The sequence below is a fragment of the Collinsella sp. AM33-4BH genome (genome assembly GCF_003469205.1).
In the GTDB taxonomy this organism is placed as follows: Bacteria; Actinomycetota; Coriobacteriia; order Coriobacteriales; family Coriobacteriaceae; genus Collinsella.
This window is the reverse complement of the sequence record NZ_QSIN01000001.1, coordinates 193,604-216,356: the sequence shown is the minus strand read 5'-3', so window position 1 is coordinate 216,356 and position 22,753 is coordinate 193,604. Positions and strand designations below refer to the sequence as shown.

The following is a 22,753-nucleotide window of genomic DNA, read 5'->3' as shown; positions in this document are numbered from 1 at the left end:
AAATTGATTCGAATTAGGCGCCGTACGGGTTGCGGTCGCGTTCTATGCGCTGGCGAATGTGGGCGTATTCGACAATCAACAGCACCAGGAGTAGGGCCATGATGGCTAGGTAGCTCACCACAGCGCCCATCAGACCCAGTAGCTTAATCAGGATCACCGGCAGCACCACGCTTACGGCGAAGCAGATCAGGTAGATCTTGGTGACGTCTCCAGCGTGGCGCAGCACCGTGATAATGGCGTAGATAAAATCGATGGCCGCGGTTACGCCGCCGGCGACGACCATCAGCAGCGCCAGCGTACGGTAGCGTTCAAAGCTGAGGCCGTACATAAAGCTCATGAGGGGAATACCGGGACCTGCCATAAATGCGGCGCACACGCCGGTGATGACCACGATCAGCGCCATAACGGCAACAATAATCAGGTCAAAGCGACGACGCTTGCGAGGATTAGCCCAAATGCTCGACAAGCGCAGGAGCTGCGGTTTATAGATAAATCCAATGCTCAACAAAATGGCCTGCGCCGGAAAAAACAGTGCATTAAAGTACAGCTGATATTTGTATGCCAGCGTGCCCTCCATCACAAACTTGGGCATGCTCTCGATAAGGTTGAACAGGAACAGCGCACCAAAGAGCGGGGCGCACTGGACAAACAGGTGGCCAGCCTCGCGCAGACTCATGCGGCGTGATTTTTCGGTTTCGAGCAGGGCGAGCGGGGCGGTGACCAGTACGAGCGAGGCAATCGCGGCGATGCCCATGGCCATGGCCGCGATGGGCATGCTGCGCGTGAGGAACAGTGCCACGCTAAAGACCGCGATGACGCCGGCGGAACGCAGCGTTTGGCTCATGCCTGCCAAATAGAGCTTGTCGGCCTGCTGCAGGCGGCCCTCGTACACGTCGGCGATGCCGTCGATCACCTTATAGAGGTAGACGCCCAGGCCGATCGTGGCCATCTGCGCATCGTAGCCGCGGGCGCTGCTGTATACCAGGCCGCATGCCAGCGCGAGCGCTCCACAAAGCCAGCGGTTGAGCTGGTAGGAGGCAAAGGACGTCTTTTCGTCGATGTCCGAGACCTGGAAATTGCGCACGCCGTAGTTGCACGCGATCATGATGAGCGTGCCGGTGACAAAGGCGATGGAGAATTTGCCTGCTTCTTCGGCGCCCACGAGCTGCGTAGACACGATGGTGAGCAGCGGAAATGCCAAGCCCCACACGGCGGTGCCGAGGGTGTTCCAAAGATAGTCGCGACTGGTGGCGTGCTCCTCGTATTCCGCTTCCTGCATGGAGAAGCCGCCGCCGTAGACGGCACCGAGCAGACGGTTCCACCAAGCGTTGACCATGCGGCGGACGGGGCCGGGCTCCCGATCGCGTTCGCGCCGGCGACGGCGCGTGGCCTGGCTGCTGTCGGGGCCGCCGGCGTTGCGCTGGCTCAGCTCCTGGATGCGCGCGAGCTCTTCGGCCGTGTGGGAGGCGGGGAACAGGCCATTCTCGATGCGTCCGCCCTGGGCCCTTGCGGTGCCGCTGCCCGCTACGGCGGGGTCGGCGACGCCATTGCGGCGGGCGATGGCGCGGCGAATGCTATCGAGGGGCGTGATGCTCAAAGCGGGGTCCTTTCTATTGCTGCGCTCTAGTATAGACGCGACGGTGTTCGCTCGTGTTTTTGAACGGATTGTTCAATATTTTCGGCAGGCGGCTGTAATTTGTCGGTAAGTGTGCGGTATCCTGTTGAAGTTTTGTGACACCCCCCCGATGCCGCCCACGCGGCACCAAGGAGCTTCTACCTATGGACGTCGCCGCATTCTTACTGGCTCTTGTGCCGATTATTTGGCTGGTCGTGATGCTGCTGTGCTTTAAATGGCCAGCTTGGAAGGCCGCTATCGGATCGTTTGTCCTTTCGTGCGTGCTTGCCTTCGCATGGTGGCACCTGCCGGCAGCGCAGATCGCGACCGCCTCGCTTGAAGGCTTTTTGATGGCTCTGTGGCCCATCGTCCTGGTGATCATCGCCGCGGTATTCACGTATAACCTGTGCGTTCGCACGGGCGCCATGGACGTGATCGGCAGCATGATCACCTCCATCAGCAGCGACCGCCGTCTGCTGGCGCTGCTCGTGGCCTGGTGCTTCGGTGGTTTTATGGAGGGCATGGCCGGTTTTGGCACTGCCGTCGCCATTCCTGCCGGCATGCTCGCGGGCCTGGGTTTTGAGGCCGTGCCCGCCGTGCTCATCTGCCTGCTGGCCAACGGCGTACCCACACCCTACGGCTCCATCGGCATCCCCACGGTGTCCGTTGCCGACTTGGTGGGTCTGGATTCCCTGCACCTGGCGACCGTTCAGCTGGTGCAGTTGGCGCCTTTCTTTGTGATGATGCCGCTGTTTATCGTACTGGTTGCTGGTCGTGTTGCCGAGGACCAGGGCAACGTTGCAGGCGTTGCCGAGCGCCTACGTGGCGCGGCGGGCATCGCCGTGCTCTCCGGCGTGTCCTTTGCCGGTGCGGCTCTGGTCGTTGCTAGGTTTGTGGGTCCCGAGCTTGCCGTCGTCGTCGGTTCTATCGTTTCGCTCGGGCTGACAGCTGCGCTTGCTATGCGTGCCGAGAAGTCGGGGCATCTGGACGCACGCTTTCACATGAATATCGAGGCCGGCGAACAGCTCACCGCTAAGTCGGCGCTTTCTGCCTGGTCGTGCTTCATCCTGATTTTTGTGCTGCTGTTGGGTACCTCCAACCTGGTGCCCGTCGTGCACGCCGCGCTCGCGCCGTTTGCGAGTCACGTGCAGGTGTATTGCGGCGAGAACCCCGGCACGCTTACGTTTTCGTGGATCAACACGCCGGGTGTTTGGATTTTCCTGGCTGCGTTTGTCGGCGGTGCCATTCAGGGCGCTTCGCCGCGCTTGATGGGTGAGGTGCTGGCCGCGACCGTCAAGCAGATGATGCCGACAGTCATTACCATGCTTTCGGTGCTGGGTTGCGCCAAGGTGATGGGCTATGCGGGCATGATTTCTTCGATCAGCGCGTTTTGCATTGCGGTCGCTGGCGGCCTGTACCCGATTCTGGCTCCGTGGATCGGCGCCGTCGGTGCGTTCGTGACCGGTTCGGGCACGTCCTCAGGCATGCTGTTTGGCCCCATCCAGAGCCAGGCTGCTACAGCGCTGGGTGTGAGCGACTACTGGATGGTCGCGCTGAATGCGCTTGGCGTTGCTGCCGGTAAGATGATTTCGCCGCAGACGCTCGCCATTGGTCTTGCCGCCGTACGCGTGCGCGGCAAGGACGCCGAACTCCTGAGCGCCGTGCTGCCCTACGCCGCCGGCATGCTGGTCCTCATGAGCGCCATCGCCATGCTCGGACAAGGCCTGCCACTATAGTCGGCACTTAGGGACGTTCCTTATGTGCCGGCACTTTGGGAACGTCCCTAAGTGCCGGCATTCGGGGACACTCCTTGAATGTTGCCTGTTCAAGAACGTCTCCAATGACTGGGCCGCTTGCCTGCGATTTTTGACCGTTGGGCGGGCTTGCCGCCCTTGCCGCAAAAACGTTTTTGCATATCGGGTACAACGGGCTTTACGTGAGTAAAGTGCGCGCCGCGTCCACGTGCCGCGTTTTTAAAGGAGGCCCCATGCCTGGTGTTACCCCTGCAGAAGTTCTGTCCAATTTTGGCATTACGCTGGTCGAAGACCCCGCTGAGAACCAGCCCCGCCTGCTGGTTGACCTGCCGGCAGCCGAGCTCGTCGAGCATGCCATCCGCCGCAACGAAGGCCGCATGGCATCCAACGGCGCGCTGGTGATCGAGACGGGGGAGCGTACCGGACGTTCGCCCAACGACCGCTTTATCGTTGACACCCCCGATGTCCACGACAAGATTGCCTGGGGCGCCGTCAACCGCCCGCTGTCCGTCGAAAGCTACGAGGTCATCAAAGCCGGCATCGTCGACTATCTCAACGAGCGCGATGTGTTCGTCACCCGCGGCATGGCCGGCGCCGACCGCAACCATACGCGCCGCCTGCTCGTCGCCTGCGAGCGTGCCAGCCAGGCGCTCTTCATTAAGCAGATGCTCGCCCGCCCGCTCGCCCGCGAAATCGCGCGCACCGGCGAGCCGGACTTCTGCGTGCTCGCCGCGCCGGGCTACCAATGCGACCCTGCCATCAAGGGCCTCAACTCCAGCGCCGCCGTGGTCATCAACTTCCAGGAGCGCGTGATTTTGGTCGCGGGTACCGGCTACTCCGGCGAGATCAAAAAGTCCATCTTCAGCGTTATGAATTACCTGCTGCCCGTCGAGGACGACGTGCTGCCCATGCACTGCTCGGCCAGCATGGATCCCGTCACGCACGAGACCGCCGTGTTCTTTGGCCTGTCCGGCACCGGCAAGACCACGCTTTCGGCCAATCCCACGCGCCTGCTGATCGGCGACGACGAGCACGGTTGGTCCGACATGGGTATCTTCAACATTGAGGGTGGCTGCTACGCAAAATGCGAGGGCCTGGACGCCTTCCACGAGCCCGAGATCTTCAACGCCGTCCGTTTTGGCGCCATTTGCGAAAACGTGGTGCTCGACGAGAACCGCAAGCCCAACTACGACGACATCTCGATCACGCACAACACGCGCGTGGCCTATCCCGTGGAGCACATTCCTAACGCGTGGACTAAGGGCATGGGCACCACTCCGAGTGTCGTGCTGTTCCTGACTTGCGACGCTTTTGGCGTGCTGCCGCCCATCTCGCGTCTGACGGCCGACGCCGCCATGTACCACTTTGTGACGGGCTTTACGGCTAAGATTCCCGGCACCGAGGTCGGCGTCACCGAGCCCACGCCCACGTTCTCTTCGCTGTTCGGCGAGCCGTTTATGCCACTCGACCCCATGGTTTACGCCAAGATGCTCGGCGAGCGCATTGCCGACGGCCGCACGCGCGTGTACCTCGTCAACACCGGCTGGATCGGCGGCGGCTACGGCGTGGGTCATCGCATCGAGCTGGCCTACACGCGCTCGCTGGTCGCGCGCGCCCTCGACGGCACCATCGAGGATAGCGAGTTCGTGCACGACGACATCTTTAACGTCGACATTCCCACGACGTGCCACGGCGTGCCCGATGGCATCCTGGTGCCGCGCCAATACTGGCAGAGCACCGCGCGCTACGACGAGGCCGCGCACAACCTGGCGGTGATGTTCGAGGAGAACTTCGAGAAGAAGTACTCGCACCTGCCCGAGTCCGTCAAAGCCGCCGGCCCGCACGCCCAGGTGTCCGCCGAGGCCCGTCATCGCGGCCGCGGCCTGCTGGGACTCCGCCACTAGCTTCGCCGTGAGTCCATATCCACCACAAAGGGGACAGGCACCTTTGTGGTGGTTTTGCTCACGTGGATGACTCGGGTTACAATACGCCTGACATATCGTCTCCTTCTCCGGATGGGGACAGCGCAAGCGTTCTTGTGACGGCACCGTAGGACTTTGAAGGTGGCCGTTGTGAGGGCGCTTTTTGTTTAGGCGCCCTCACTCGGGCGCGCACAATGAAGGGAGAGCGTATGAAGAGCTTTATTGCCGAGGATTCATTCTGGGAGCTGTTTCCGCAGGCAGCGGTCGGTGTTGTGGTCGTGGAGGGCATGAAGCCCACGGCTCAGATTCCTCAAGAGGACGTGGATGCGATTGCGGCGTTGCTCGACCGCGCCAATATCGATGCGGAGCGTCATCTGACCAGCGATACTATCAGCGAGAACGCACCGGTCAAGGCATGGCGCGAGGCCTATCGTCTGTTCAAGACCAAAAAGGGCGCGCGTTGCTCAATCGAGAACCTGCTCAAACGCGTGCTCAAAGGCAAGCCGGTGGGCCACATTACGCCCGCGGTGGACATCTACAACACGGTGTCGTTGACCTACGCGCTGCCCGTCGGAGGCGAGGACCTACATGCGATCGAGGGAGACCTTCGCCTGAAGGTGACCGACGGTGGCGATGCGTTCTGGCCGCTTGGCGAGGAGGCGGACGACCCGACGCTGCCCGGCGAGCTCGCCTACATCGATGATGCGGGCGCCGTGTGCCGCTGCTGGAACTGGCGCGACGGCGTTCGAACGGCTCTGTCCGATGATTCGGCCGATGCGTTCCTGGCGATTGAGTGCGTGGAGCCCGAGCGAATGAAGGACTGCCAGGCCGCCATCGACCGTCTTGCCGATCTGCTCGAGCGGTATTTGGGGGCGACGGTTGTCGTTAAGACGCTTGTGACCCGTGACAATCCCTGTGTGGAGCTGTAGCGGCGCCTAGAACCTATTGATGCTCAAAACCACCACAAAGGCGCCAGTCCTTTATGGTGGTTTTTATGTTGATGGGTTAACAAATAGGGTGCGCAGGGCTGGCGGCCGATAAGTACGGTTAAGATGTTTACCCGTTAGCATTATGCAAGCGAAAGGCGGTCGTCTCCCATGCAGCAGAACGACGAGACACGTTTCGAGGACTTTGTCGGACTGATCAGCGGGCTCTACAAGGAGATCCAGCGCATTAAGACATCCGAGGGCGCAAGGCTGGGCCTCAAGGGCTCCGACGTTATGTGCCTGTACTATCTTGAGCGCAGCAAGGACGGCCTGACTGGCGCCGACCTCGCTCGCATGGCAGGCGTGACCCGCGCCGCCGTCTCGCGCACGCTCGCGCATCTGGAGGAGGGCGGCTACGTCGAGGTCGATGATTCGGGCGATGCCGCCGTTAAGTATCGTGCTCCGGTGCGCCTGACCGCTCTGGGCGGCGAGAGTATGAGCGAGGCGGACCGCATCATTCGCGAGGTGCTCGATACCACCGGTAAGGCTATGGGTGTGGAGCAGCGCGAGCAGATGTATGCGTCGCTACGCACGATTCTCAACACCCTGCGCGAGATCTAAGGCCGCCAAGGCATTTGCTTCCAATTAACAACTGCATAGTCCCGTTTGGGCGCGTATGCCGTGCCGGGGCCTTGCTGTCAAAATTCCCTGCGCGGGACCTGCGCAAGAAAGGATTCGCTATGTCCGTCCGCATTATTACCGATTCCGCAAGCGATATGTCGCCGGCCGAGCACCCAGCACTGGCCGTTTTGCCGCTGTCCGTCACCTTTGGCACCGATGTGTACATGGATGGCATCGACATCGATCACCAGCGCTTTTACGAGATGCTCGTGGAGCGCGATGAGCTGCCCAAGACCGGCCAGGTCAACCCGTACGCGTTTTCGCAGGCCATCGCCGAGGTTCGTGAAGCCGGCGATGAGGCTGTGATTATTACCGTGGGCGCTAAGCTATCAGGCACCAATCAGAGTGCCCGTACCGCACTTGCCGAGGCGCCAGGTGGTGACGTGTTCGTGGTAGACAGCAACAACGTTACCCTAGGCGAGCGCGTCCTGGTCGAGTATGCGCTGCGCTTGGTGGACGAGGGCCGCAGTGCATCTCAGATTGCGGCGGCTGTCGAGGCCGTGCGCGACCGTGTGGTGGTTATCGGCCTGCTCGAGACGCTGGAGTACCTGGTGCGCGGCGGTCGTCTGTCTGCTGCGGCCGGCGCCGTGGGCACGCTGCTCAACGTAAAGCCCGTGGTGGCTGTCGAGGACGGTCTGATCGTGCAGCTGGGCAAGGCGCGCGGTTCCAAGAACGGCCGCAACCTGCTGAACCAAAAGGTCAAAAAGGCGGGCGGCATCGACTTTTCCATGCCGCTGGCGCTCGGCTATACGGGTCTTTCGAATGCGGTGCTCAAGAAGTATATCGAGGACAGCGCGGCACTTTGGGCTGGCCACACCGAGGGCGAGTTGCCCGTTCACACCATCGGCGCCACCATCGGTACCCACGTTGGCCCCGGCGCCGTAGCAGTAGCCTTCTTCCAGCCCGCCAACTAACCGACCTGCCATAAACCACCACAAAGGGGACAGACACCTTTGTGGTGGTTTATGCTTTTCCGGGTGGAAGGGAGCGAGCAATGGCGTCTGAGGGCTTTTTTGAACGGGTGTACGAGGTGGTCGAGCAGATCCCCGAGGGGATGGTCGCCACGTATGGTCAGGTGGCACTGCTTGCCGGTCGTCCACGAAGTGCGCGGTACGTGGGGTATGCCCTGCATAGTAATCCGCGCCCCGGCCAGATTCCCTGCCATCGTGTGGTGTTTGCCGACGGTCGCATTTGCGAAGGCTTTGCCTTTGGCGGCCCCGATGCTCAACGTGAGCTTTTGCTAGGGGAGGGCGTGGCGTTTAAGGACGACATGCACGTCGACTTGGCCGCCTGTCGCTGGCCTGCCGGACTCTAGCGGCTCTGCCGTGGTCAAAACCACCACAAAGGTGCCTGTCCCCTTTGTGGTGGTTCTCCGTTGCAGGTTTACCGGAGCTAACTTATGGAGAAGGTATGGCGGCGCACATTGACGCTAGAAAGTAAACCACGGTGAACTATATTGGTTTCAGCAACGGAGCAGGCAATAGGCGATGAAAAAGCCTGCCCTGTTGAGTTTGATTCGCATCCCTCCCCTCTGTGCGATTCAACGGTGTACTTCGGGAACAGGCCCGCTGGCAGCTAACTGCCGGCGGGCCTGTTCCTGTTTGTCGCGAGAGTGTGATGGACGGAGCCGAAGCGGTCCGGCTCCAAAAAAAGGCGGACGCCGTAGCGCCCGCCCTATAGCAATCGAAAGCTCAAGCCAACAGATCGGTCTAGTACACCATGCCCATGGCGTCCTGAACCTCGGCCAGGGTCTGCTCGGCGATCTCGTTGGCGCGACGGTTGCCCTCATGCAGGACGTCCTTCACATAGTCCAGATCGTTCTCGTAGCGCTGGCGACGCTCGCGGATCGGTGCGAAGTACTCGTTGACGGCCTCGGTCACGTACTTCTTGAGCTGGCCGGAGCCGCCCATGCCAATCTCCTCGGCAATCTCGACTTCGGAACGGCCGGTGCAGATGGCGGCTGTCGAAAGCAGGCCAGACACACCGGGGCGGTTCTCGGGATCGAACGTGATCATGCGCTCGGAGTCGGTCTGGCTCTTCTTGATGCGCTTGGCCGTTTCCTCGGCGGTCATCGAGATGTTGATGGCGTTGCCGTAGCTCTTGCTCATCTTGCGACCGTCCAGGCCCGGCAGCAGCGGGGTCTCGGACAGCAGCGCGTCGACCTCGGGGAACACCTTGCCGTAGCGGTTGTTAAAGCGGCGGGCGATGGTGCGGGTAAGCTCGATGTGCGGCAGCTGGTCGCGGCCGACGGGCACCACGTTGCCCTTGCAGAACAGGATGTCGCAGGCCTGATGTACCGGGTAGGTGAGCAGAAGGCCGGTGAGCTCGTGGCCCGAGGCCTCCATCTCGGCCTTTACCGTGGGGTTGCGCGCCAGCTCGGCCTCGGACACCAGCGACAGGAACGGCAGCATGAGCTGGTTGGCGGCGGGCACGGCGGAGTGCGCGTAGATCATGGTCTTGTCGGGGTCGATGCCGCAGGCAAGGTAATCCATGACCATGTTGTACACGTTGTCCTGGATGTGCTCGGTGGTGTCGCGGTCAGTGATGACCTGGTAGTCGGCGATGAGCACGTTGGTCTTGGCGCCCATGTTCTGCAGCTCAACACGGCCCTTGAGGGTACCGAAGTAGTGGCCCAGGTGCAGACGGCCGGTGGGGCGGTCGCCGGTGAGCATGGTGAACTTCTCGGGCGTTTTGGTCAGGCCCTCGCGAATGGCGTTGCTCTTTTGCAGCGCGACTTCGTAGCTGTTCTCGTTTGGCATGATTGCTCCTAACGTATGTTCATGGGTCAAGATGATAACGCGTTTATTGGAGGGGCGGTGCGTAAGTAGGCGAGGGGCGGGAGAGGGGCGGGAGCGTGGTGCGGCTTGTGCGATGGGTACGGCGCGGCTGAGCTTGGCCAGCGGCGCCTGGGCGCATCCTCGGCAGCTTGCCCTAGAGCTTGTGGTGGCGCTCTTCCTTACGCTCTTCTGCTGCCCGCTCCTCCTGCTTAAAGGCGGGGTCGTCGGGGGTGACGAGCTCATCCTCGTGCGTGCGCTTGTTGTAATGGTGGCGCAGGACGGGCTCAAACAGGTGCAGGTGCTTGGCGAAAGCCGCCGAGCCCGCGGCGAGCACGGTAAAGATGAGCACACGCATGGGCACTTCGACCTGGTTAATCGCGGCGGCGCCGGCCGAAAGCATGATGCACCAGGCATAGATGAGCAGCACAGCCTGCTTTTGGTTGTAACCCTCTTGAATGAGGCGGTGGTGGATGTGGCCCTTGTCGGCCTGCCCAATGCTAATGTGGGCGCGCTTGCGGCGCACGATGGCGCTAAACGTATCGATGATGGGCACGCCGGCCACGATGAGCGGGATGATGAGCGAGGTGAGCGCGGCGGTGCGGCTCACGTTGAGCAGCGAGATGGAGCCCAGCGCAAAGCCCAGAAGCAGCGATCCCGAGTCGCCCAAGAAGATGCTTGCGGGGTTGAAGTTGTAGCGCAAAAAGGCCAGGCAGGCGCCAAAGAGCGCAATGGAGAGCGCGGCGGCGTCGATGCGGCCCGAGAGAACGGCCATCGAAAACATGGTGAACGACGCGATGCCGCAGATGCCCGTGGCCAAGCCGTCGAGGCCGTCGATGAGGTTAATGATGTTGGTGAATGCCACCAGATAGATCACGGTGATGGGGTAGGCGAGCCATCCGAGCATGATTTCGCCGGGGGCAAACGGGTTGACGATGACGCCGATCCGCAAGCCGCCGATACAGGCGATGAGCGCGGCGAGTACCTGACCGGCCAGTTTTTGTTTGGGCTTGAGCTGATAGACGTCGTCGATAGCGCCGGTCGCAAAGATGACGGTAAAGGAGAGCGCCAGCATGGGATAGCTAATGTGAAGGCGCGGGTGCGGTACCAGGACGGGCGGCCAGCCTAGGTGCCAGGTGCCTAGGATTTGCACAATGCAGGCAACGACCAGGCCCAAAAACACCGCCGTTCCGCCCAAACGCGGGATGGGCTTGGTGTTGATGCGGCGCTTAGAAGGATAGTCGACGGCGTCGAGCTTAATTGCCAAGCGCTTGACCAGGGGCACCGCGAGGAAGGTCGTGATAAAGGCCGCCGCTGCCACGCATAGATACGGTATGTAGCTCGGGGATGAAGCCATGAATCTAAAAACCGCCAAGCGTCGAAGGAAAAGGTCAGAAGAACGCCATGCGCAAAGGGCATAGCCGAACCATAATACTCGACCAAGGGGGGTGCATGTAATTGCACGCAGCGATAATCACGCGCTTACCAGATATTGGGATGTTGTCGATGGCTTGTCGGGATGCCGGCGGGAATCCATATGGACTGTAATGGTGATTTTCGGCAAAAGAAAACCACCCCCCACGTTACGAAAATGAACCCACCTAAAACAGGTGGGTGCCCTCATCGACTGTTCCAGCGTCCTTAACAACGAAGGATACCTGTACTAGGTACGACTGTGTGGGCTCCCTAAATAAACGCGACGGTTCACCCAGTTGCTCCGCGGGGGGCGGAATACCTACATCATAAAGCGGCACTTTGTCGATTCCAGTCTTGACATTACAAAAATCGTGTCGGACGATTACGGCGCCTTAGGGACGGAGCCGTCTACGCGGCCTGGCCCTTTACGTTTGAGCTGCTGAATCGTTGTTTTGGAGCATGTTTTTATGCCGACGTCGTTGACCGAACTTTTTTCGCCCGCCTGCCATTTGTGTCCGCGCCGTTGCGGTGCGGCGCGCGATGAGGGCGCGCGCGGCGTATGCGGTGCTAACGACACGCTCAAGGTGGCCCGCGCCGCGCTTCATATGTGGGAGGAGCCGCCTATCTCGGGCGAGGCCGGTTCGGGCACGATTTTCTTTAGCGGCTGCTCGCTCAAATGCGTCTATTGTCAGAACCACGAGATCTCGACCGGCAATTTTGGCCTTGAGATTTCACCTGAGCGCCTGGTCGAGATTATGCTGGAACTGCAGGACCAGGGCGCCAACAACATCAACCTGGTGACTGCGACGCATTATGCTCACCTGCTGCCGGCCGCGATTGCCGCAGCGAGGGAGCGCGGGCTGGACATCCCGATCGTCTACAACACGAGCGGCTATGAGCGGGCGAGTGCCGTTGCTGCCTTGGGTGACTTGGTCGATGTGTGGCTCACCGACTTTAAATATGCCGATGCCGGGCTTGCGCAGTCGCTTTCTCATATTAAGGACTACCCGCGCGTGGCCGTGTCGGGTTTGGCCCAGATGGCGCGCGAGATCGATCGCCGCGGGGGAGAGCTGGTGGATGAGGGCGGGCTCATGAAGCGCGGCATCATCGTGCGCCACCTGGTGCTGCCGGGGCATGCGGATGACTCGTGCCGCGTGTTAGACCTGGTGTGGCAGACGGTGGGCGACGTGCCGATCTCCGTCATGAACCAGTACACGCCCAATGCGCTCATGCGAGAGCAGGGCGGCGACCTGGCACGCGCCGTGACGCGCGAGGAGTACGAGCAGGTGCTCGACCATGCCGATGACCTGGGCTTTACGACGATGTTTTGGCAAGAGGGCGGCGCTGTAGACGAGAGCTTCACCCCTGCCTTCGACACCACCGGTGTTCTTACCAGCGCAAAGTAGTGCGTTCGTCGATGATTTTTCTGGGACGGGGATTAAAAAATCATCGAGAGGATCGCCTGTTCGAAAAGTTGTCAAAATAGCCGCGCCCCAAAAAGACTGGTTATTGGGCGTTGACAGTTGGCGAGCCGTAGGTAAAATATCGACTTGTCCTGGGGACGTAGCTCAGTTGGGAGAGCGCTGCCGTCGCATGGCAGAGGCCGAGGGTTCGACTCCCTTCGTCTCCACCCTTGGATTTGATAAGCCGCTGACATTGTGTCGGCGGCTTTTTTTAAAAGAAAGGGCTGTACCATGGCCGAGCTTGAGTCCCAACCATTGTCCGACGAGGAGCGCGCTGAGTTGGAAGAGCTCCGCGCCGAGAAGGCCCGCCGCGAGGCTCGGGAAGAGGCCCGTCGCGAGCGTGAGGAGCTGGCTGCCCTGCGTGCCGAGCGTGCGAAGGCCGAGGAGGTCGCCGCGAACGCCGCATCCGCATCGGCGCCCGCGCCTGCACCCAAGCCCGCTGCTGCGAAGCCTGCACCTGCCGCGCCCAAACCTCAGCCTAAAAAGGCCGCTCGTCCCAAGTCCGTCGAGCCCAAGCCGAGCCGTGACGAGATGACCTTTGCCCAGCGCATGGTTACCTCCAAGGAACCTACGGGCGAGAACGAGATCCCTGGCATGGCGCCGGCTCAAAAATTCATCATTGTCCTTGCCCTCATCGCGTTTGTCATCTTTATGGGCTACACGATCCTGACCAGCATGGGCCTGCTCTAACCGATTTGCATCGGGCGTCATGTCCGCATCCTCTGCTCTCGTCAAACCCTCAAATTCTGTACCACACATCCGAAAGGTCGCCCCATGGCTTTGACCGACATCTCGCATCCCACCGACATTGCAATGCTCACCGATCTGTACGAGCTCACTATGGCCCAGGGCCTGTGGGAGAGCGGCAAGGCCAATGAGCAGGGTTGTTTTACCGCGTTTTACCGCGACCATCCCTTTGGCAGCGCCTATGCCGTCATGTGCGGCACCGCCGAACTGCCCGAGCTGGTCGAGAATCTGCGCTTTACGCCCGAGGACATCGACTACCTCGCCTCGCTCCAGGCCCCTGCCGGCGGCGCGATGTTCAAGCCTGGATTCCTCGACTACCTGCGCGATTTTCGTGCGCATGTAAACATCGACGCCGTGCCCGAGGGCGAGCTCGTCTTTCCGCGCGAGCCCATGGTGCGCGTCACCGGCCCCGCGCTGGAGTGCCAGCTGCTCGAGACGGCGCTGCTCAACATCGTCGGGTTCCAGACGCTTGTCGCCACCAAGACGGCGCGCGTGGTGCTCGCCGCCGACGGTCGCCCCGTGGCGGAGTTTGGCCTGCGCCGAGCCCAGGGTCCCGATGGCGGCCTGGCCGTTGCGCGCGCGAGCTACGTTGCCGGCTGCTCCTCTACGTCCAATGTGCTCGCCGGCCGCCGCTACGGTATTCCCGTCTTTGGCACACATGCGCACAGCTGGGTGATGAGCTTCGATTCCGAGCTCGAGGCCTTCCGTGCCTTTGCCAAGTCGAGCCCCAAGAACTGTACGCTGCTCATCGACACCTATGACGTGCGCGAGGGCTGCGAGCATGCCATTACGGTTGCCAAGGAGATGGAGGCGGTGGGCGAGCGTCTATCGGCTATTCGCATCGACTCCGGCGACCTCGCCAAGCTGTCCAAGTATGTCCGCGGCCGTTTTGATGCCGAGGGGCTGCCTTATGTGGGGATCTCGGTTTCCAACGATTTGGACGAGTACACGATCCAGTCGCTGCTCGACCAGGGTGCGCCTATCGACAGCTTTGGCGTGGGCACTAAGCTCGCGACTTGCTACGACCAACCGGCGCTGGGCGGCGTGTACAAGCTTTCCGCCCGCCGTGCGAGCGAGGCGGACCCGTGGACGCCGGTGGTCAAGCTCTCCGAGCAGCCCTACAAGCGCACGATTCCGGGCGTGCAGCGCGTGCGCCGTTATTACGACGGCTTTGGCGGCCCGATCTGCGACATGATCTATGACGAGGACCATCTGGCGGGGGAGGGCGCCGCGCGCGGCAATACCCTCGTGGCCGTGAACGATGCCGCTCTGGTGACCGATGTGTCCGAGCTTGAGTATCGCGAGCTGCTGGCGCCGATCGTGCGCAATGGCAGCGCCGTTGCCCCGCGCGAGAGCATTGAGGACGCACGAGAGCGTTGCACCTGGGCGCTTGACCATCTTGATCCGGTCTACAAGCGCTTCCTGTACCCGCAGACCTATGTGGTGGGCATGGAGCAGGGCCTGGCACAGGTGCGCGACGAGCTCGTGCGCAAGAACATGGCCGCGGCTTCCGCCTTTCCCTGGGCTCACTAATGAACTTGGGCGGTAGGGGCGAATTGCGTTCCCTCGGCCGCCAGCACGCCGGTTCGCTGAACAGTTGATTGGTCTGACGTATGACGACTTCTTATAAAACGATGGTGGTAAAGATCGGTTCGTCCACGGTGGTGGGCGCCGACGGCAAGGTCAACCGCTCCTTTATCGGCGGGCTTGCCGATCAGGCCGCAGCCCTGCGCAAGCTCGGCTGGCGCCTGGTCGTGGTGAGCTCGGGCGCTATCGCCTGCGGCTATCCCGTGCTGGGCTTCGACCGCAAGCCGGTCGGCGACTTGCCGAGCCTGCAGGCCTGCGCCTCGGCCGGTCAGTGCATCATCTCGTCGGCCTACGACGAGGAGTTTCATGCGCGCGACCTGCTCACCTCGCTCGTGCTGCTCACGCGCCACGATACGGCCCGCCGCACGTCCTACCTGCACGCGCGCGACGCCCTGCTGCGCCTGGTGGAGCTTGGCGTGGTGCCGGTCGTCAACGAGAACGATACCGTTACCGTCGATGAGATTAAGTTTGGCGACAACGACACACTGGCGGCGCTTGTAAGCTGCCTGGTTTCTGCCGATCTGTGCGTGACGCTCTCGGACATCGATGGGCTCTATACCGCTAATCCGCATGAGGACCCCACGGCCGAGTTTGTCCCGGTCGTGCATAAGATCGATGCCAAGATTATCGCCTCGGCGGGCGATTCTTCCACATCGGTGGGTACGGGCGGCATGATTACCAAGATTCGTGCGAGCCGCATTCTGATGACGGCGGGCATTCAGAGCGTGATTTGCTCGGGCGAGGAGCCCGATGCACTCGTGCGCTTCGCCCGCGGCGAGAGCGTGGGCACGCTGTTCGATCCGCCGGCGGAGCGCCTGGACATTGCGCCCCGCAAGCTGTGGATCGCGCTGGGTGACAAGGCGCATGGCTCGGTGACGGTCGATGATGGTGCTGCGAAGGCGCTGATCAGCCGTGGCTCGTCCCTGCTTGCGGTGGGTATTCGCGAGGTCGATGGCGCGTTTGCCGAGGGCGATGTGCTCGACGTGTGCGACCCGAGCGGCATGGTTGTCGCCCGCGGTATCGCCGAAGCCGATTCGGACGTGCTGGAGCTTGCGGCAGGACGCCGCCAGGACCAGATTGCTAGCAACCGCCTGCTGGCAGACCTGGCCGAGAAGCCCGCGATACACAGGGATAACTTGATCGTATTTGCATAAAGAGAGACAGCGCTGCGGATCGTTTCCCGCAGCGCTGTCTCTCTTTATCTCGTGCCGGCACTTGGGGACGTTCCTTTTGTGTCGGCAGTTGGGGACACTCCTTTGCTAGAAGATCTGGCGCAGATCTCCGCGGTTGAGGGCTTCGTCGAAGAGGTGCTTGAACACCACGCTGCCGTGCAGGCCGTCGTGCTCGAACTCGTTGGTCACCCAGGCGTGCGAGTTGCCCACGCGGCTGAGCGTATCGAGCTGCAGGCCCGAATCCACGTACATGTCGTCGAAATACACCGCGGCCTGCAGGGGCACCTCGTTGCACGCCAGGCGCTGCGGGTCGTAGATCTTGTCCCAGCTGGTGTCTTCCATCAGCAGGTCCATGGCGGGCTTAAATGGCTTAAGCTCGGGCATCTGCTCAAACATCCACGGGAACATGGCCTCGCCGGTAAACATGAGCGGGCGCGCGAGCGTGTCGAACTCGGTGCGATGGGCCTTCTCCTCTGCTGCGGCCCAGCGAATGGGCATGGTGTCGCCGTCGGCGTAGATGAACTCCTGCAGTGTCCAATACAGCGGGTTTGTACGCGTGTTGGTGCGCTCGAAGGCGCGCATCAAAAAGCTGTCAGATACCGAGGCGCCGCAGGTCAGCGTGCCGTCACCGTCAACAAAAGCATGATCGATAATCCAGTGCATGCGCTCAAAGCTCGGCTTCATACCAAAGTCGCTGCCCATGAGCTGTAGGCGCTCGACCGTCATCGGCGAGCCGTCGGGCAGCACGGGCTTCTGAGCCTCGAGCGCATCGGCCAGGGCTGCCACGCGCTCGACGTCAGCGGGGTAGCGGTCATAATACTGCTGCGTCTTGGCGGCCATGCGCGGGAAGGTGTGCGCGTAGACCTCGCTTGCGCTCGCCGGCACGTGGGGGATTCCGCCGCAGGTAAAGCTCGCCGCCACGCCCTCGGGGAAGAGCGACAGGTAGCTCAGCGTCAAAAAACCGCCGTAGCTTTGGCCGAGCGTGACCCACGGCTTGCCGCCAAAGCCCACTAGGCGCAGGTACTCAAAATCGCGCACGATGGAGCTGGCAAGATGGCGCTTGAGGAAATCCGCCTGCGAGCGTGCTGTATCGGCGCCGGCTGCCTCGGCGCGCTCGCCCAGTGCCTTGATCGTGCGTCCGTCCACGCAGCTACTGCGTCCGGTGCCGCGCTGGTCGGGAAGGATTACGCGGAAGTGCTTGACGGCCTCCTCGATCCAGCCGTCGCTTGTGGGCGACAGCGGACGCGGGCTCTCGCCGCCGGGGCCGCCCTGCAAAAACAGGAGGAGCGGCAGATCGTCGTTGATGCGGTCGGGTGCGCAAACCACGCGGTAGAAGAGCTTGATGCTCTCGGGCGCGCCGGCGATGGGTGCCGGCATGGCGCCGCGGCGCATGGTGCTGCCGACGGCTAGGAGCATCGGCTCCAGGCCGCGCCAGTCAAGGGGGACGTCGATGCTGTGGTCCTCGACGTAAAGGCCGGGGACGTGGTACGAAGTGATGAGGGCCATGTGAGTCTTCCGTTCGTTGCGGTGTTTCGGGTTGACCAATTCTACCGCCGCAGACGAAGGTATGTGCAAATCGGCTACCATGGTGGGCAAACATCTAGGAGAAAGGGCCGTCCATGTCGGTCGATATAGCCACGTACGTTCACGATCTTGCCGTTGAGGCCAAGGCCGCCTCGGGCGCGCTTGCCGCTGCGAGCGATGCCCAGCGCCAGGAGGCCGTGCGCGCCATGGCCGCGGTGCTGCGCGACGGCGTCGATTCCATCGTTGCCGCCAACGAGCTCGACATGTCCGCCGCGCGCGATGCGGGCACCTCGGCGGGGCTCCTCGACCGCCTGCTGCTGACGCCCGAGCGCGTCGAGGGCATGGCCGCCGGACTGGAAAAGCTCGCCGAGCTGCCCGATCCCGTCGGCCGCGTACTCGACCACCGCGTGCTCGCAAGCGGCGTGGACCTGACCCGTGTGAGTGTGCCGCTGGGCCTAGTCGCCATGGTCTACGAGGCGCGCCCCAACGTGACGACCGATGCCGCAGGCATCTGCATCCGTACCGGCAACGCCTGCATTCTGCGCGGCGGCTCGCTGGCCTATCACTCGTGTGCCATGATCGCCGAGCTGCTGGCCGATGCGCTCGAGGCCAAGGGTTTCCCACGCGAGGCCGTGTCGATGATCGAGTCTACCGACCGCGAGGCCACCGGCGAGCTCATGAAGCTTCGCGGCATCGTCGACGTGCTCATCCCGCGAGGCGGCGCGGGCCTGATTCAGCGCTGCGTGCGCGAGTCGCTCGTGCCGGTGATCGAGACGGGCACAGGCAACTGTCACATCTACGTGCATGAATCCGCCGACTTTGATAAGGCGCTCAACATTATCGTTAATGCCAAGACCCAGCGCGTAGGCGTGTGCAATGCCGCCGAGTCGCTGCTGGTCGACCGTGATGTGGCCGATGCGTTTTTGCCTGCGGTCGTTGCCGTGCTGCACGACCACGGCGTGCTCATTCACGGCGACGAGGCCACGTGCGCCGCGTGCGCCGACGCCGGCTTTGTGGAGGGCGATGACTACGTCGCCGCGACTGAGGAGGACTGGGGTCGCGAGTACTTGGCTCTCGAGATGAGCGTGAAGGTCGTGGCAGACGAGGACGAGGCCATCGCACACATCAACCGCTACGGCACGATGCACTCCGAGGCCATCATCGCTGAGGACGTGGATGCCTGCGAGCGCTTCCTGGACGCGGTCGATGCCTCGGCCGTGTACGCCAACGCCAGCACGCGCTTCACCGACGGCGGCGAGTTTGGCCTGGGCGCCGAGATCGGCATCTCGACCCAAAAGCTCCACGCCCGCGGCCCCTTCGCCGCCGAGGCCCTCATCACCTACAAATACAAGCTCCGAGGCACCGGTCAGGTCCGTCCCTAGCGCCCGCGCAAACAAAAACCACCACTAAAGGTGCCTTTCCCCTTTGTGGTGGTTTTAAGTGGCGTGGACGGTTAGGCCTGGAAGGTATCGCGGTCGGGGGCGAAGGACTGCATGGCCGCGATGGTGCGGTCAAAGAGCTCGGGGAGCTCCCAGCCGAGCATCTCGGCGCCCTGCGAAATCACGTCGCGCGAGCAGCCGGCGGCAAAGCGCTTGTCCTTGAACTTCTTCTTAAGCGACTTGGTCGTAAAGTCCATAACGCTCTTGCTCGGGCGCATGATGACTGCAGCGCCGATCAGGCCGGTGAGCTCATCGCAGGCAAACAGGATCTTTTCCATCTGCAGCTCGGGTTTGGGCAGCGAGGTGTTGAAGTCCGACGTGTGCGTCTGGATGGCGCGAATGAGCTCGGGAGACGCACCTTCGCCCTCAAGAATCTCGGCAGCATAGATGGTGTGGTTCATGGGGTCGTCCTCATGCTCCTCCCAATCAAGGTCGTGCAGCAGACCGACGATGCCCCAAAACTCCTCGTTCTCGGGGTCGAACTCGCGCGCAAAGTAGCGCATAGTGCCCTCGACCGTCTCGCCATGGGTGATGTGGAACGGGTCCTTGTTGTGCTCGTTGAGCAGTTCGAACGCGCGGTCGCGGGTGATTCCGGCGGTAAGCGGCTCTGCCATAAGAGACTCCTTGTGCTCGTGGGTATCGATAAGAATGAATACTACTAGAACAAGAAAACCACCACAAAGGTGCCTGTTCCCTTTGTGGTGGTTTTTGGCGCGGATTGGTTAGTTGAGGGCGGCTTGGGCTAGGCGGGCTTCGGCGGCCTCCTCGGTGACGCCCAAGGCCACAGCGAACTCCTCGATGGAGCGGCGCTTGGCTTCCTTGAGTACGCGCATGTAGTAGGAGCTGGGTTTTTTATCAGCTTCTTCGGCCTGGCGAATGCGGTGCATCATGGTTTTTGCCACGCGGACCGTCTCGGGCGCGCCCAGCTTGAGCTGCTGCTTAAAGTGCGTCTCCTCAAGTGAGCTGTTGCGCTCGGTAAAAGTGTCGCACTCCAGCTCGTCATAGTGGCTCAGCAGGTGCTCGGCATCTTGCTGCGAGATGGCGGCGTGCAAACGGTCGGCCTGCGCCACGGGGTACATGAGGATCGTCTGCGCATGTCCCTGCTTGGTCTCGAGCAGTAGCATGGGCTGCGGTGTGTCGTCCCTAAAACCGACGACGGTGCAGACTCCCTGACCCGGATGAATGACGTGTTGACCGATTGAGAACATGCTACCTCCAACTTATACGAATTTGCGTATGTTAAGAATACTACGTTGACGTGCGCAAACCCTTACTTTATGCAGGAAAAGCACACAACTCCGATAGGTAAGAGTATTCGATACTCTGAGCGGTTCATGCACATGTTTATGCATTTCCAGAACGTGTATAAACTGCAGGCAAACCGTCAACTTTGTACAGCCGCGCAAGAGCGGTAGTCATTTTTGTGCATATGCAATATCTATTAGCTTTACCCTGCGACAGTAGCTACCGCTTGTGATAGAGTGCTACAAACTCTGGCTTTTGCCCTACGAGTGACCAAGAGCTCGGGGGCTTTAACACAAGGAGGATCTATGCCCGAGAAGATTGAAGAGCTGGTACGCGCTGCGCTTGCTGCGGCCCAGGAGGCCGGCGACCTTTCCGCATTTGAACTTGACGATTGCGCCATCGAGCGACCGGCTGACACTTCTCATGGCGAGTGGACCTCCACCATGGCTCTGAAGTCCGCCAAGTTGGCTCACTGTGCCCCGCGCAAGATCGCCGAGGCCGTCGTTGCCCATATGCCCGAGGACCCCGCGATCGAGAAGGTCGAGATCGCCGGCCCTGGCTTTATCAACTTCTACCTCTCCGTCGCCGTCAAGAACGCCATCTTCGGCGAGGCCCGCGAGAAGGGCATGGACTTCGCTAAGTCCAACGTCGGTGGCGGCCTGAAGACCCAGGTCGAGTTCGTCTCCGCCAACCCCGTCGGCCCCATGCATATCGGCCATGGCCGCTGGGCCGCGCTGGGCGACTCCCTCTGCCGTGTTATGGACCACGCCGGTTACGACATCCAGCGTGAGTTCTACATCAACGACCACGGCTCGCAGATGAACACCTTCGGCAACTCCATCAGCACGCGCTATATGCAGCTTGCCGACATTATCGCCAAGCAGGGCGTGGACATCGACGAGGCTCACAAGCTGCTGATCGCCGACCGCGACGCTTTCGTTGCCGATGAGAACGACGAGCATCCCGAGACCCATCCGTATCAGGACAACTTTGCCGAGACCCTGGGTAAGGACTCCTACGGCGGCGACTACATCATCGATGAGGCTGCCGAGTTCTGGCGCACCGACGGCGACAAGTGGGTCGAGGCCGATCCACAGGAGCGCATGGAGAGCTTCCGTGAGCGCGGCTATGTGAAGATGGTCGACAACATGCGCGACCTCTGCCACGCCGTCAATTGCGACTTCGACCGCTGGTTCTCCGAGCGCTCGCTGTACGTGAAGGACACCGAGGGCGAGACCGCCGGCACCTCCGCCGTCGACCGCGCTTTTGAGAAGCTCGACAAGATGGGCTACCTCTACACCAAGGACGGCGCTCTGTGGTTCCGTTCCACCGACCTGGGCGACGACAAGGACCGCGTCCTGATCAAGTCCGACGGCGAGTACACCTACTTTGCCTCCGACGTTGCCTATCACTGGGATAAGTTCCAGCGCGTTGACCACGTCATCGACATCTGGGGTGCCGACCACCATGGCTACATCGAGCGCGTCCGCTGCGTCTGCGACGCTCTTGGCTATCCCGGCAAGTTCGAGGTTCTGCTGGGCCAGCTCGTCAACCTGCTGCGTAACGGCAAGCCCGTCCGTATGTCCAAGCGCAAGGGTACCATGGTTACCCTGCAGGAGCTCGTTGACGAGGTCGGCTCCGACGCCGCTCGCTACACGCTCATCTCCAAGAGCTCCAACCAGATGGTCGACTTCGATATCGAGGCCGTTAAGAAGCGCGACAACTCCAACCCGGTGTACTACGTGCAGTACGCTCACGCCCGCGTTTGCTCCATCCTGCGCCGTGCCGCTGACGTTACGCCCGAGCAGGCTGACGAGATGGGCATGAAGGCCGTCGCCGCCAAGGCCATCGGTGAGAACGTCGATTACTCGCTGCTGACCGACCCGACCGAGCTCGCCCTTTCGCGTAAGCTCAACGAGCTCACCGACCTCATCGCCAGCTGCGCTCGCGACCGCGCTCCGTTCCGCCTGACGCACTTTGCCGAGGAGCTCGCCGGCGACTTCCACAGCTTCTATGCTGCCTGCCAGGTTCTGCCGAGCGAGGGCCGTCCCGTCGACCCCGAGCTTTCGCGCGCCCGTCTGGCCGCTTGCGACGCCGTCCGCGTGACGCTCGCTCTGGTGCTCACTCTCGTTGGCGTCTCCGCTCCCGAGCAGATGTAAGCTGCGGTTCATTTGACCGTACAGACTTGGTTTAACTAAGCCTTGAAAGCCCGATCTCCTACGGAGGTCGGGCTTTTTTGCAAACGCCGACGTGTTGACGAATTTGGAACTGCTGGAAATACGAAACTATGCCGGTTTACTACGATGAATTGAGATATTCCAACCACGCCGGCTTTTCACTAAAAAATGCAAGGCATCTACCTGCGGTTTTAGTTCAACAAGTTTCGGAGTGGTCGCGGTTGAGCGATTCATCGTAGTAAACCGCCATAGTTTTGGCGGAGGCAGTCAGATTTGTGGGTGTTAAACCAAAGAGTGTCCCTTTTGACTAG

Annotated in this window: 18 protein-coding genes and 1 tRNA gene; 13 read left to right on the top strand and 6 right to left on the bottom strand. The window is 61.6% G+C overall.

The window, feature by feature from the left end:
* Positions 1 to 13: 13 nt before the first annotated feature.
* Positions 14 to 1,597: a lipopolysaccharide biosynthesis protein gene (locus DW821_RS00990; protein WP_370221147.1), complete on the bottom strand. Its 1,584-nt coding sequence runs from the start codon at positions 1,595 to 1,597 to the stop codon at positions 14 to 16.
* Positions 1,598 to 1,779: 182 nt separating this feature from the next.
* On the opposite strand from DW821_RS00990, the gene DW821_RS00985 reads away from it, so the two are divergent.
* From DW821_RS00985 to DW821_RS00960, 6 genes are all read left to right on the top strand, one after another.
* On the top strand, positions 1,780 to 3,351 hold the full coding sequence (locus tag DW821_RS00985; protein WP_117637799.1) for an L-lactate permease: 1,572 nt from the start codon (positions 1,780 to 1,782) through the stop codon (positions 3,349 to 3,351).
* A gap of 251 nt (positions 3,352 to 3,602) precedes the next feature.
* Positions 3,603 to 5,273 (top strand): phosphoenolpyruvate carboxykinase (ATP), encoded by a 1,671-nt coding sequence (pckA, locus tag DW821_RS00980; RefSeq protein ID WP_199584233.1) that lies wholly within the window; start codon positions 3,603 to 3,605, stop codon positions 5,271 to 5,273.
* A gap of 227 nt (positions 5,274 to 5,500) precedes the next feature.
* Entirely contained in the window at positions 5,501 to 6,220 is a 720-nt protein-coding gene (locus DW821_RS00975; RefSeq protein WP_118065065.1) for a B3/4 domain-containing protein, read from the top strand.
* Positions 6,221 to 6,388: 168 nt separating this feature from the next.
* Positions 6,389 to 6,838 carry a MarR family winged helix-turn-helix transcriptional regulator gene (locus DW821_RS00970; RefSeq protein WP_022093866.1) on the top strand — a complete coding sequence of 150 codons (450 nt, stop codon included), beginning with the start codon at positions 6,389 to 6,391 and terminating at the stop codon, positions 6,836 to 6,838.
* A gap of 119 nt (positions 6,839 to 6,957) precedes the next feature.
* Positions 6,958 to 7,812 carry a DegV family protein gene (locus DW821_RS00965; protein WP_118065063.1) on the top strand — a complete coding sequence of 285 codons (855 nt, stop codon included), beginning with the start codon at positions 6,958 to 6,960 and terminating at the stop codon, positions 7,810 to 7,812.
* Between the two features lie 80 nt (positions 7,813 to 7,892).
* Positions 7,893 to 8,213 (top strand): MGMT family protein, encoded by a 321-nt coding sequence (locus DW821_RS00960; RefSeq protein ID WP_118065061.1) that lies wholly within the window; start codon positions 7,893 to 7,895, stop codon positions 8,211 to 8,213.
* A 394-nt stretch (positions 8,214 to 8,607) separates the two neighbouring features.
* Here DW821_RS00960 and trpS read toward each other — a convergent pair whose 3' ends face one another.
* Both trpS and DW821_RS00950 read right to left on the bottom strand, forming a co-directional pair.
* Positions 8,608 to 9,657 carry a tryptophan--tRNA ligase gene (trpS, locus tag DW821_RS00955; protein WP_117716819.1) on the bottom strand — a complete coding sequence of 350 codons (1,050 nt, stop codon included), beginning with the start codon at positions 9,655 to 9,657 and terminating at the stop codon, positions 8,608 to 8,610.
* A gap of 172 nt (positions 9,658 to 9,829) precedes the next feature.
* On the bottom strand, positions 9,830 to 11,029 hold the full coding sequence (locus tag DW821_RS00950) for an MraY family glycosyltransferase (protein ID WP_118065059.1): 1,200 nt from the start codon (positions 11,027 to 11,029) through the stop codon (positions 9,830 to 9,832).
* A gap of 526 nt (positions 11,030 to 11,555) precedes the next feature.
* Here DW821_RS00950 and DW821_RS00945 point away from each other — a divergent pair.
* From DW821_RS00945 to proB, 5 genes are all read left to right on the top strand, one after another.
* Positions 11,556 to 12,494, top strand: coding sequence for a radical SAM protein (locus DW821_RS00945; protein WP_118065057.1), 939 nt, complete (start codon positions 11,556 to 11,558; stop codon positions 12,492 to 12,494).
* A 151-nt stretch (positions 12,495 to 12,645) separates the two neighbouring features.
* A tRNA-Ala gene (locus tag DW821_RS00940) sits at positions 12,646 to 12,718 on the top strand.
* A 64-nt stretch (positions 12,719 to 12,782) separates the two neighbouring features.
* Positions 12,783 to 13,241 carry a hypothetical protein gene (locus DW821_RS00935; RefSeq protein ID WP_118065055.1) on the top strand — a complete coding sequence of 153 codons (459 nt, stop codon included), beginning with the start codon at positions 12,783 to 12,785 and terminating at the stop codon, positions 13,239 to 13,241.
* Between the two features lie 84 nt (positions 13,242 to 13,325).
* Positions 13,326 to 14,831 carry a nicotinate phosphoribosyltransferase gene (locus DW821_RS00930; RefSeq protein WP_118065053.1) on the top strand — a complete coding sequence of 502 codons (1,506 nt, stop codon included), beginning with the start codon at positions 13,326 to 13,328 and terminating at the stop codon, positions 14,829 to 14,831.
* An 80-nt stretch (positions 14,832 to 14,911) separates the two neighbouring features.
* On the top strand, positions 14,912 to 16,039 hold the full coding sequence (gene proB, locus DW821_RS00925) for a glutamate 5-kinase (RefSeq protein ID WP_118065051.1): 1,128 nt from the start codon (positions 14,912 to 14,914) through the stop codon (positions 16,037 to 16,039).
* Positions 16,040 to 16,144: 105 nt separating this feature from the next.
* Here the strand turns inward: proB and DW821_RS00920 are convergent, their stop codons facing one another.
* Positions 16,145 to 17,563, bottom strand: coding sequence for an alpha/beta fold hydrolase (locus tag DW821_RS00920; RefSeq protein ID WP_118065049.1), 1,419 nt, complete (start codon positions 17,561 to 17,563; stop codon positions 16,145 to 16,147).
* A gap of 113 nt (positions 17,564 to 17,676) precedes the next feature.
* On the opposite strand from DW821_RS00920, the gene DW821_RS00915 reads away from it, so the two are divergent.
* Entirely contained in the window at positions 17,677 to 18,963 is a 1,287-nt protein-coding gene (locus tag DW821_RS00915) for a glutamate-5-semialdehyde dehydrogenase (RefSeq protein ID WP_118065047.1), read from the top strand.
* A gap of 71 nt (positions 18,964 to 19,034) precedes the next feature.
* Here the strand turns inward: DW821_RS00915 and DW821_RS00910 are convergent, their stop codons facing one another.
* On the bottom strand, positions 19,035 to 19,634 hold the full coding sequence (locus DW821_RS00910) for an HD domain-containing protein (RefSeq protein ID WP_089572031.1): 600 nt from the start codon (positions 19,632 to 19,634) through the stop codon (positions 19,035 to 19,037).
* Between the two features lie 108 nt (positions 19,635 to 19,742).
* A complete protein-coding gene (locus DW821_RS00905; protein WP_006235480.1) occupies positions 19,743 to 20,228 on the bottom strand; it encodes a CarD family transcriptional regulator in 486 nt (161 codons plus the stop codon).
* A gap of 342 nt (positions 20,229 to 20,570) precedes the next feature.
* Here DW821_RS00905 and argS point away from each other — a divergent pair, with 342 nt between their 5' ends.
* On the top strand, positions 20,571 to 22,424 hold the full coding sequence (gene argS, locus DW821_RS00900; RefSeq protein WP_118065045.1) for an arginine--tRNA ligase: 1,854 nt from the start codon (positions 20,571 to 20,573) through the stop codon (positions 22,422 to 22,424).
* Positions 22,425 to 22,753: the final 329 nt, after the last annotated feature.

Excerpts from the sequence above, each read along its gene's own strand:
- DW821_RS00915 (WP_118065047.1), top strand. The coding sequence starts at position 17,677 with ATGTCGGTCGATATAGCCACGTACGTTCACGATCTTGCCGTTGAGGCC.
- DW821_RS00945 (WP_118065057.1), top strand. The coding sequence starts at position 11,556 with ATGCCGACGTCGTTGACCGAACTTTTTTCGCCCGCCTGCCATTTGTGT.
- DW821_RS00935 (WP_118065055.1), top strand. The coding sequence starts at position 12,783 with ATGGCCGAGCTTGAGTCCCAACCATTGTCCGACGAGGAGCGCGCTGAG.
- DW821_RS00975 (WP_118065065.1), top strand. The coding sequence starts at position 5,501 with ATGAAGAGCTTTATTGCCGAGGATTCATTCTGGGAGCTGTTTCCGCAG.
- DW821_RS00930 (WP_118065053.1), top strand. The coding sequence starts at position 13,326 with ATGGCTTTGACCGACATCTCGCATCCCACCGACATTGCAATGCTCACC.
- pckA (WP_199584233.1), top strand. The coding sequence starts at position 3,603 with ATGCCTGGTGTTACCCCTGCAGAAGTTCTGTCCAATTTTGGCATTACG.
- DW821_RS00985 (WP_117637799.1), top strand. The coding sequence starts at position 1,780 with ATGGACGTCGCCGCATTCTTACTGGCTCTTGTGCCGATTATTTGGCTG.
- DW821_RS00905 (WP_006235480.1), bottom strand. The coding sequence starts at position 20,228 with ATGTTCTCAATCGGTCAACACGTCATTCATCCGGGTCAGGGAGTCTGC.
- argS (WP_118065045.1), top strand. The coding sequence starts at position 20,571 with ATGCCCGAGAAGATTGAAGAGCTGGTACGCGCTGCGCTTGCTGCGGCC.
- trpS (WP_117716819.1), bottom strand. The coding sequence starts at position 9,657 with ATGCCAAACGAGAACAGCTACGAAGTCGCGCTGCAAAAGAGCAACGCC.
- DW821_RS00965 (WP_118065063.1), top strand. The coding sequence starts at position 6,958 with ATGTCCGTCCGCATTATTACCGATTCCGCAAGCGATATGTCGCCGGCC.
- DW821_RS00910 (WP_089572031.1), bottom strand. The coding sequence starts at position 19,634 with ATGGCAGAGCCGCTTACCGCCGGAATCACCCGCGACCGCGCGTTCGAA.
- DW821_RS00960 (WP_118065061.1), top strand. The coding sequence starts at position 7,893 with ATGGCGTCTGAGGGCTTTTTTGAACGGGTGTACGAGGTGGTCGAGCAG.
- DW821_RS00970 (WP_022093866.1), top strand. The coding sequence starts at position 6,389 with ATGCAGCAGAACGACGAGACACGTTTCGAGGACTTTGTCGGACTGATC.
- DW821_RS00950 (WP_118065059.1), bottom strand. The coding sequence starts at position 11,029 with ATGGCTTCATCCCCGAGCTACATACCGTATCTATGCGTGGCAGCGGCG.
- DW821_RS00920 (WP_118065049.1), bottom strand. The coding sequence starts at position 17,563 with ATGGCCCTCATCACTTCGTACCACGTCCCCGGCCTTTACGTCGAGGAC.
- proB (WP_118065051.1), top strand. The coding sequence starts at position 14,912 with ATGACGACTTCTTATAAAACGATGGTGGTAAAGATCGGTTCGTCCACG.